The organism is Thermosynechococcus sp. Uc (assembly GCF_029335995.1).
In the GTDB taxonomy this organism is placed as follows: domain Bacteria; phylum Cyanobacteriota; class Cyanobacteriia; order Thermosynechococcales; family Thermosynechococcaceae; genus Thermosynechococcus.
The window spans coordinates 1-8,950 of record NZ_JARJMS020000018.1 but is presented as its reverse complement, the minus strand read 5'-3'; the positions used below and the strand labels follow the sequence as shown (position 1 = coordinate 8,950).

At 52.0% G+C, this 8,950-nt stretch carries 6 protein-coding genes; 5 read left to right on the top strand and 1 reads right to left on the bottom strand.

What is annotated here, in order from left to right; genetic code table 11:
- The 4 genes from P3X23_RS02065 to P3X23_RS02050 form a co-directional block, all read left to right on the top strand.
- A partial coding sequence (locus P3X23_RS02065; protein WP_300872674.1) for a spore coat U domain-containing protein occupies positions 1-528 on the top strand: 528 nt, incomplete at its 5' end.
- A gap of 1 nt (position 529) precedes the next feature.
- On the top strand, positions 530-1,303 hold the full coding sequence (locus P3X23_RS02060) for a molecular chaperone (protein ID WP_300872672.1): 774 nt from the start codon (positions 530-532) through the stop codon (positions 1,301-1,303).
- A 7-nt stretch (positions 1,304-1,310) separates the two neighbouring features.
- Positions 1,311-3,575: a fimbria/pilus outer membrane usher protein gene (locus P3X23_RS02055; protein WP_300872670.1), complete on the top strand. Its 2,265-nt coding sequence runs from the start codon at positions 1,311-1,313 to the stop codon at positions 3,573-3,575.
- Entirely contained in the window at positions 3,548-4,021 is a 474-nt protein-coding gene (locus P3X23_RS02050) for a spore coat U domain-containing protein (protein WP_300872668.1), read from the top strand. Before P3X23_RS02055 ends, P3X23_RS02050 begins: the two co-directional genes overlap by 28 nt.
- Here the strand turns inward: P3X23_RS02050 and carB are convergent.
- Positions 4,018-7,320 carry a carbamoyl-phosphate synthase large subunit gene (gene carB, locus P3X23_RS02045; protein WP_300872666.1) on the bottom strand — a complete coding sequence of 1,101 codons (3,303 nt, stop codon included), beginning with the start codon at positions 7,318-7,320 and terminating at the stop codon, positions 4,018-4,020. The genes P3X23_RS02050 and carB overlap by 4 nt on opposite strands.
- Positions 7,321-7,784: 464 nt before the next feature.
- Between carB and arsB the strand changes: the two genes are divergently transcribed.
- Entirely contained in the window at positions 7,785-8,897 is a 1,113-nt protein-coding gene (gene arsB, locus P3X23_RS02040) for an ACR3 family arsenite efflux transporter (RefSeq protein ID WP_300872664.1), read from the top strand.
- Positions 8,898-8,950 lie beyond the last annotated feature (53 nt).

Here is an 8,950-nt window from a genome sequence, read left to right as displayed (position 1 = left end):
ACCGCTGTGGGCGGAGTCCTGCCTCTATTAATGGCACAGACAGCTAAAGCGCAAACTTCGCCACAAACAGCAAACATCCAAATTCAAGCCAACGTTAAAAATGCCTGTAAAATTACGGGTACTCAAAATATCAATTTTGGTACCTATGATCCTTTGGGTGCCCATGAGGCTACACCTCTAGATGCGACAGGTCAAGTCAGCATCAGGTGCTTGCGCGGCACCCAAGCAAGCATTAAGCTGAGTGAGGGACTCCACCCTGCCACAGGATCCTCCTGTACAAGTCCTGCGCGCCAGATGGCCAACGGCGATGCACGTCTTCCCTATGGGCTATACAAAGATTCTGCAGCAACTGCAGTTTGGGGCTGTGATGCTTCTAGTGAGGTTCAGTACACAGCATCCAACGCTGCCATCAAAAGCTTTTCTATCTACGGTCGGATTCCAGCAGGAAGTAGCTTACCAGCAGATATCCTAGAGCAACTGACAGCTGGTACTTATAGCGATACGGTTGAAGTAACTGTTTCGTTCTAGCATGCGCTTTCCCTTCGGATGGCGGTTTACGCTGCTGGCTGCTCTTATTGCCCTTGGCATGACTTCAAGGGGAGGGGCACAATCCTCAGAGTTTTATCTCAATGCGGTGCAGGTATTCCTCTCACCGCGGCAGCGAACAGTATTGTTGACCCTAACAAATACGGGGCAGGTGCCGATTAACTTTGAGATTCGTGTCCGCCGCTGGCAGCAAACCGCCGACGGTCAAGAGGAGCTAACGGAAAGTGATGGCAATGTCGTAGCTTTTCCCGTCTTACTGTCGGTACCGCCGGGAGAACAGCGGAATTTACGAGTTGGGGTACGGCAACCCGCAACCACGGAAGAGCAAACTTATCGCCTCTTGGTGATAGAACTACCCCCACCCAATGTGCCAGAAACTAAAGGGGCTGCCATTCGCATTATCAAGACCCTGAGCCTACCAATTTTTGTTCAACCAGCCAATATTCAACGCCAAGGCGAGATTGTGAATGGTCGCGTTGAAGGGGGCAAATTAAGTTTTGTACTGCGCAATCGTGGCAATGTTCACATTCAAACCCTTGGCCTCACCGTACAGGGGTTAAATGAGCAGGGCAGGGTTGTTTTCGAGCGGACGCTAGATTCTGTGTATGTTTTGGCCGATCGCGATCGCCCCTTTAGGAATATTCCTCTGCCGCAGGCCAACTGCGCTCAAGTGCGCCAAGTCAAAGTACAGTCCGTCAGTACCAATCCTTCCCTTACAACTGAAATTTCCACTCCCAAGGGTGTTTGCGCTCAGTAGCCTTCTGATGGCTACCTCGGTCTATGCCCAAGCAGAAATCTCTGCCATTTATACCCTTGAGGTGAATCGCGTGACGAAGGGGGATGTGATTGTTTTGGTGCGTGGCGAGGATGTGCTCATCCCTCTGGAGGATCTAGTGAATGCTGGTCTGAGGGAAATTGGGGGTCGCCGCGAAATCATCCAAGGAATTGAGCACGTCTCCTTACGGTCGTTGGCAGCAAACATTACATTCCAGCGGGATGATGCCAACCTAGTCTTACGGTTACAGGTGGAGGCCGCACAACTACCACAAACGGTTATTGACTTTAACCCGAGCAATGAACCGCCGGGGACTCGCTACAGCCAGGCCTTGAGTGCCTACCTGAACTACAGGGTTTCTTGGGATAACTTTGAACAATTGACAGCTGCCAGTGAAGTGGCAATTAGTTTTGGTGGCAATGCCCTCACCTCAACACTGGGACTGACTGCTGATGGCAATCTCCAGCGGGGACTTACCACCTTTACATTGAATCATCGGCGCCATCTCACCACCTTGACCTTGGGGGATGCATTTATCAGGAGTGATCCGTTGGGGGGAGGTGGCCTGTGGGGCGGCATTGTTTGGGAGCGCAACTTTGGCCTTAGCCCTTACTTAATTCGTCAGCCCGCTTTTGACTTTCGGGGCGAGGTAACCACCCCCAGCAGGGCAGAAATTTACTTAAATAATGTGCTGACTCGGCAAGTGACGTTGCCACCGGGGCCTTTTATTCTCAAAAATTTGCCTGCCTTTGGTGGCTTTAATCAGTTGCGGATGGTGGTGACGGATGTTGAAGGGAATCAACAGGTCTTTAGCCGCAATTTTGTCCGGTCGTCTATGTTACTGCGGCCTGGACTATCAGAGTTTATTGTGGCTGCTGGTGTTGAGCGGGAAAATTTTGGCAGGGATAATTTCAGCTACGGGAACCGGGTGCAATTGTTGGCGGCCTATCGGCAGGGGATTTTGAATAACTTGACATTGGGGGCACGTCTTGAGGGCAATGGCGATCTCTTGAATGCGGGCTTGAACTTGAGTACCGCAATTCCCGTTGGCACGCTGGATATGGCGGCGGCGGTGAGTACCACTGAGGGAAAATGGGGCAGTGGGATTGCTGTCAGCTACAACTATCTGGGGCGGCAGCTGGCTTTTGGCGGTGGGGTGCGCCTGCTCAGTGGCAATTATGTCAATACTGGCTTAGCTTTGGGGGACGATCGCCCGCAGTTAGAAGCCTTTGCCAATGCCACTCTGAGTCTGGGGTCACGGGTAACAATTAGTGGCCAGTATTTTTTTACCAATCCCCGCGATCAGGTGGTGCGACAACAGGCAAAAATCCTAGCTCAAGTGCAACTCCATCGCAATCTAAGTTTATACCTCCAAGGGTCGCGTTTGTGGTCTGGCGGTGATCAGCCAGTGAATCAAGTCAGTGTTACGTTTAACTACTTCCTGAACAATGCGGTAACGATTAACACCGGCTGGCAGCACCAGGGAAATCAGCAGGGGTTTTTCCTCAATGTCTCGCGATCGCTCCCCGTGGGCGTCGGCTATGGTTATCAGGGGCAGCTACTTCAGACTAATGAACAGGTTTTTGCCAGTGGCAGGCTCTTTTACAGTGCCCCTTGGGGTCGCTATCAGATTGGCTACACCCAGGCGGGGGATACTGGCTATGCGCAGGTGGTGGCAGAGGGAGGCTTGGTCACCATTGGCGGTCAAGTTTTTGCCACGCGACCGGTACAAGGAAGTTTTGCCTTAGTGGAGGTTCCCAATGTGGCAGGGGTGCGCACCTACTTAAGTAATCAGGAAATTGGTCGCACGAATCGTCAAGGTAAAATTCTGGTTCCAGACTTACTGCCCTACTACGGCAATGTTTTACGAATTGAGGAGCAGGATATTCCTATTAATTTTGCCATTGGCCGCACGGAGTTGTTGATTGCCCCGCCCTTTCGTGGGGGAGCGATCGCCCGATTTGAGGTTCGCCCTAGTCGCAACTATGTTGGCCGAGTCATCATTTTACGGGGCAGTGAGCGGATCATCCCCAATTTGGGACAACTTACCCTCAACCGCAACGGAGAAAAAATTGTATCGCCCCTCTCGCCAAGGGGAGAATTTTACTTTGATACCCTAGAAGCAGGAACCTACACCACTGAGGTGGCCTACGAGCAACTGAGCTGTACGTTCCAACTGACATTGCCCCCGAGTGAGGATCTCTTTACGGATGTAGGGGAAGTCTCATGTTCATTGCCCGAATTACCGCGATAGGACTCATCACTGGCCTCAATTTCCTTGGGTGTTGGGCAGCCGCACATGCTCAAGGGAGAGGCTGCCAATTTCTACGTGTGACTGGGTTAAACTTTGGTACCTATGATCCTTTTTCGCCGGTTCCCCTAGATACAACGGGTCAAGTCCAGTTGATCTGCAGGGGGCGTAACCGCCCGGTGACGATTCAACTGAGCCAAGGGGGCAGCAATAGTTTTACACCGCGACAAATGAGCAATGGGAGCGATCGCCTAAACTATAATCTCTACCTCGATGCCAACCGCAGCCTCATTTGGGGCGATGGCACAGAGGGTACTCAGCAACAGGGGCCTTTTATTCCCGGCAACAATGTTCTCAATACGCTGACGATTTACGGTCGCATTCCTGCCCAGCAGTGGGTTACTCCCGGTCTATACACCGACTCGCTGCGGCTCACCATTATTTTTTAGCACTCTGCCCGATGGTAGTCCTGAAGTGCTCGCACACTGAGGGTTGAGGTTTGCAGAGTTTTAATGGCAGCAGCCGTTGCCTTTGCCCCCGCGATCGTTGTCACCAAGGGAATTTTATAGGCAAGGGCAGTGCGGCGAATCAGGAGAGCATCGGTGCGGGCTTCTTGACCGGAGGGAGTATTGAGAATGAGGTGAATTTGCTCATTTTTGATGGCATCGAGCACATGGGGGCGGCCTTCATGGAGCTTGAGGATGAGTTCAATGTTGCGCAGACCCGCCTCGAGCAAGGCATTGCGGGTTCCTTCGGTGGCGATAATCCGAAAGCCGAGGGACTGCAACTCCTGCACTACGGGCACAATTGCTGTCTTGTCGCGATCGCTCATCGACACAAAGACCGTTCCCTTCAAAGGTAACCTTTGATTGGCCGCCAATTGGGACTTGGCATAGGCAGCACCAAATGTCATATCAATCCCCATTGCCTCACCAGTAGAGCGCATCTCTGGTCCTAGCACCGTATCGGTGCCGGCAAATTTTTCAAAAGGCAGAACAGCTTCCTTGACGGCGACATGGTTGGGAATTTTCTCATCAAGGAAATTGAGTTCCGCGAGGGTTTTTCCTGACATTAGGCGGGCAGCAATTTTAGCAAGGGGGACGCCAATTGCCTTTGAGACAAAGGGCACAGTGCGCGATGCCCGCGGGTTGGCCTCCAAAATATAGACCTGCTCCCCTTGAACTGCCAGTTGTAGGTTCATTAACCCCACCACCTTCAGCGCCTTGGCGAGGGCAATACTCCAGGTGCGGATGGTCTGCAACACAGTGGGAGAAAGGGATTGAGTGGGCAAGCTACAGGCGGAGTCCCCAGAGTGAATCCCCGCTTGTTCAATGTGCTCCATAATTCCGCCAATGACCACGGTACCCGTAGTATCGGCAATGGCATCCACGTCCACCTCAATGGCATTTTCCAGATACTTATCAATGAGGATTGGTCGCTCTGGCTCCACCTGAACCGCTTCGTTCATGTAGCGTTCCAATTCAGCATCGGAATAGACAATTTCCATGGCTCGACCGCCAAGGACATAACTGGGGCGCACCACCACTGGGTAACTAATGCGCTGGGCAATCCTCAGGGCTTCGGCATAGCTGCGAGCCGTACCATTGGGGGGTTGGGGGATATTCAGCTCCCGTAAAATCTTCTCGAAGCGTTCGCGATCTTCGGCAATATCAATGGCGTCAGGAGACGTACCCCAGATTTGCGTTCCTAGGCGATCGCCATGGGTGGCGAGGTACTGCTGGAGGGGTAAGGCGAGTTTCAGAGGTGTTTGCCCCCCAAACTGAATAATGATGCCAACGGGGCGCTCCACTTCAATGATGTTGAGAACATCTTCCTTGGTCAGGGGTTCAAAGTAGAGGCGATCGCTGGTGTCGTAGTCGGTGGAAACCGTTTCAGGGTTGGAGTTGACCATGATGGTTTCATAGTCATCGGCTCGCAGTGCGTAGGAGGCATGGCAGCAGCAGTAATCAAATTCAATCCCTTGACCAATGCGGTTCGGCCCCGATCCAAGAATCATCACCCGAGGTTTGCGGGGGGGCAATACCTCCGATTGGGGGGGCAGTAATTCGACATCGCCGGTATCGGGGTTAATTTGCTCCACCGGCCGCTCATAGGTGGAATAGTAGTAGGGGGTGTAGGCCTCAAACTCTGCGGCACAGGTGTCCACTGTTTTATAGACTGGAACAACGCCAAGGGATTGGCGATAGGCTCGCACCTGATCCTCGCTAGTTTTGGTGGCATAGGCAATTTGGGCATCGCTAAAGCCCTGTTGCTTTACCCGCCACAGATCATCAGCCGTGAGTTGCTCTAGTTTGCTGCGTTTAAGGAATTTTTCCGTTTCTAGAAGTCCCTGCATCTGGCGTAAAAACCACGGATCAATGGCTGTCAGCTCGTAAATCTCTTCAACGGTCATCCCCAGAAGAAAAGCGTGGCGAATGGCAAAAATACGCTCTGGATTGGGTGTGCGCAGTTTCCCCCGCAGTTGCTCTAGGCTAGGCAGTTTTTCGGGGCGATCGCACCCCCAGCCGGCGCGGCCAATTTCTAGCGATCGCAGGGCTTTTTGCAGTGATTCTTGGAAGGTGCGGCCAATGGCCATGGCTTCCCCCACAGACTTCATTTGCGTAGTCAGCACTGGCGGTGACCCTGGGAACTTCTCGAAGGCAAAGCGGGGGATTTTGGTGACCACATAGTCAATCGTGGGTTCAAAGCTAGCGGGCGTTTTCTTGGTAATATCATTGGGGATTTCTGGCAGGGTGTAGCCCACCGCCAATTTGGCCGCTATTTTGGCAATAGGAAAGCCGGTTGCCTTAGAAGCCAATGCCGAAGAGCGAGAGACGCGGGGATTCATTTCAATGACGATCACTTCCCCGGTTTCGGGATTGACGGCAAACTGAATGTTTGAGCCGCCGGTTTCTACGCCAATCTCGCGAATGATTTTAATGGCCGCATCCCGCAGTCGTTGGTATTCTTTGTCCGTCAGGGTTTGTGCGGGTGCAACCGTGATCGAGTCCCCCGTGTGAATGCCCATGGGGTCAAGGTTCTCAATGGAGCAGATGATGACCACGTTATCGGCTATATCCCGCATCACTTCCAGTTCGTATTCTTTCCAGCCAATGAGGGACTGCTCAATAAGAATTTGCGAGACAGGACTGGCATCGAGACCCGCAGCAGCAATTTCTTCAAATTCCTCCTGGTTGTAGGCAATGCCGCCACCGCTGCCCCCCAAGGTAAAGGCGGGGCGAATAATCAGGGGATAAACCCCAATCTCGTGGGCGATCGCCTGTGCCTCTTCGAGGGTATTGGCCAAGCCGGAGGGACACACTGCCACGCCGATTCGCTGCATGGCTTCCTTAAAAAGCTTGCGATCCTCAGCCATTTCAATGGCCGGCAGCTTAGCGCCAATCAGTTCCACGCCATAGCGATCGAGGACACCGGATTTAGCCAGCACCACCGCCAGGTTGAGTGCCGTTTGTCCCCCCATTGTCGGCAACAGGGCATCGGGACGTTCTGCAGCAATCACCTTTTCCACCATGTCGGGTGTCAGCGGTTCAATGTAGGTGCGATTAGCCGTCTCCGGATCCGTCATGATCGTGGCGGGGTTAGAGTTGATAAGGATTACCTCGTACCCTTCCTCGCGCAATGCCTTACAGGCTTGGGTTCCCGAATAGTCAAATTCGCAGGCTTGGCCAATTACAATGGGACCCGAACCAATGATAAGAATTTTTGAAATATCAGTACGACGAGGCATAGGGATAACGCAGCGAAACAGTTTGAATGACGCCTTCCCTATCCTACACTCCCGCTTGCGATCGCGCCTGTCCTCCCTTGGCAAGAATCACTCACTGAGAAGCCTTTAGGACAATCCGTGTTAGGGTTGAGTCTCACGGTTGAAGCCCACCATCCTTGAGCTGCCATGCCTCTTTGCGTTCCCAATTCATTTGGCCGATAAAACAAGGCTCTCATACTGTTCAAGCTGGGGCTGAAAACATCCGTCAGTCAAATTTTAAGGTGTAGTTGTAAGTTGAAAACAGGAGAGTCGCAAGGGTCGCGGTAATTGAGAATAAACTTGACAATAGCTTTGCAAGACGCCATGATAACTTCATTGTTTTTCTACTTTTTAAGGGTAGAACACGACATTTCTTCCCTTTTTTCTAGCTTCTCAAACAATCGTTCCGTACTTTTGGATTTACTCATGCAATTGGTGGAGTTTCAATGTCAGAAAAAGCCTGCGCACGCCTAAATGTCTTTCAACGCTACTTGACCTTGTGGGTCATGCTCTGCATTGTTGCAGGCATCTTGATGGGGCGACTGTTTCCAGAAGTTGCCACAACGCTGGATCGATTGAGTCTTTACCAAGTGTCTGTGCCGATCGCTATCTGTTTATTCTTCATGATGTACCCGATCATGGTGAAAATTGACTTCAGCCAGATCGATCGAGCCTTCCGTACCCCTAAACCCGTATTACTGACATTGATTGTCAACTGGGGGATCAAGCCCTTCACAATGCTCTGGATTGCCCAGTTTTTTCTGGGCTATCTCTTCCAGCCATGGCTCAGGGGAACAGAGATCATTCGCGGGCAAGTGATTCCCCTAGCAGATTCCTATATTGCCGGCACGATTTTGCTGGGCATTGCCCCCTGCACAGCAATGGTGCTGATGTGGGGGTACTTAGCCTATGGCAATCAAGGACTGACGTTGGTGATGGTGGCCATTAACTCCTTAACAATGCTCTTTCTCTATGCGCCGTTGGGTCGATTTTTGCTTGCCGCCAGTGATTTGACCGTGCCTTGGCCGACCATCCTTCTCTCAGTGCTAGTCTATGTAGGAGTACCCCTTGTGGCTGGGGTGTATAGTCGCCATTGGATTTTGCGCCATCGGGGGCAAGAGTGGTTTGAAAAACGGTTTCTGCCATTTCTGGATCCCATTGCTATCACGGCTCTCCTAATCACCCTAATTCTGCTATTTGCCTTTAAGGGGGATCTTATTGTTGAGTCGCCCTTCCATATCCTCTTGATTGCTCTTCCTCTGTTTGTGCAAACAAATGTAATTTTTTGGCTAGGGTATTTGGCGGCATGGCAACTGCGCCTAGACTATGAAGATGCAGCGCCAGCAGCTATGATTGGTGCCAGCAATCACTTTGAGGTGGCGATCGCGACGGCAATTACCCTTTTTGGCCTCAATTCAGGTGCAGCCTTGGCAACAGTCGTGGGCGTTCTTATCGAGGTACCCGTCATGCTCATGCTCGTTAATATTTGCCAGCGCACTGCCTTTTGGTTTCCCCGTTCTCCTCAAAAGGCAAGTCTTAAAGATCCCCGCTGTCTCTAGGGAGTGGGTGTTGCAGATCCGGAACGCACCGCTGCGAGGGTTTCCGCTTGGTA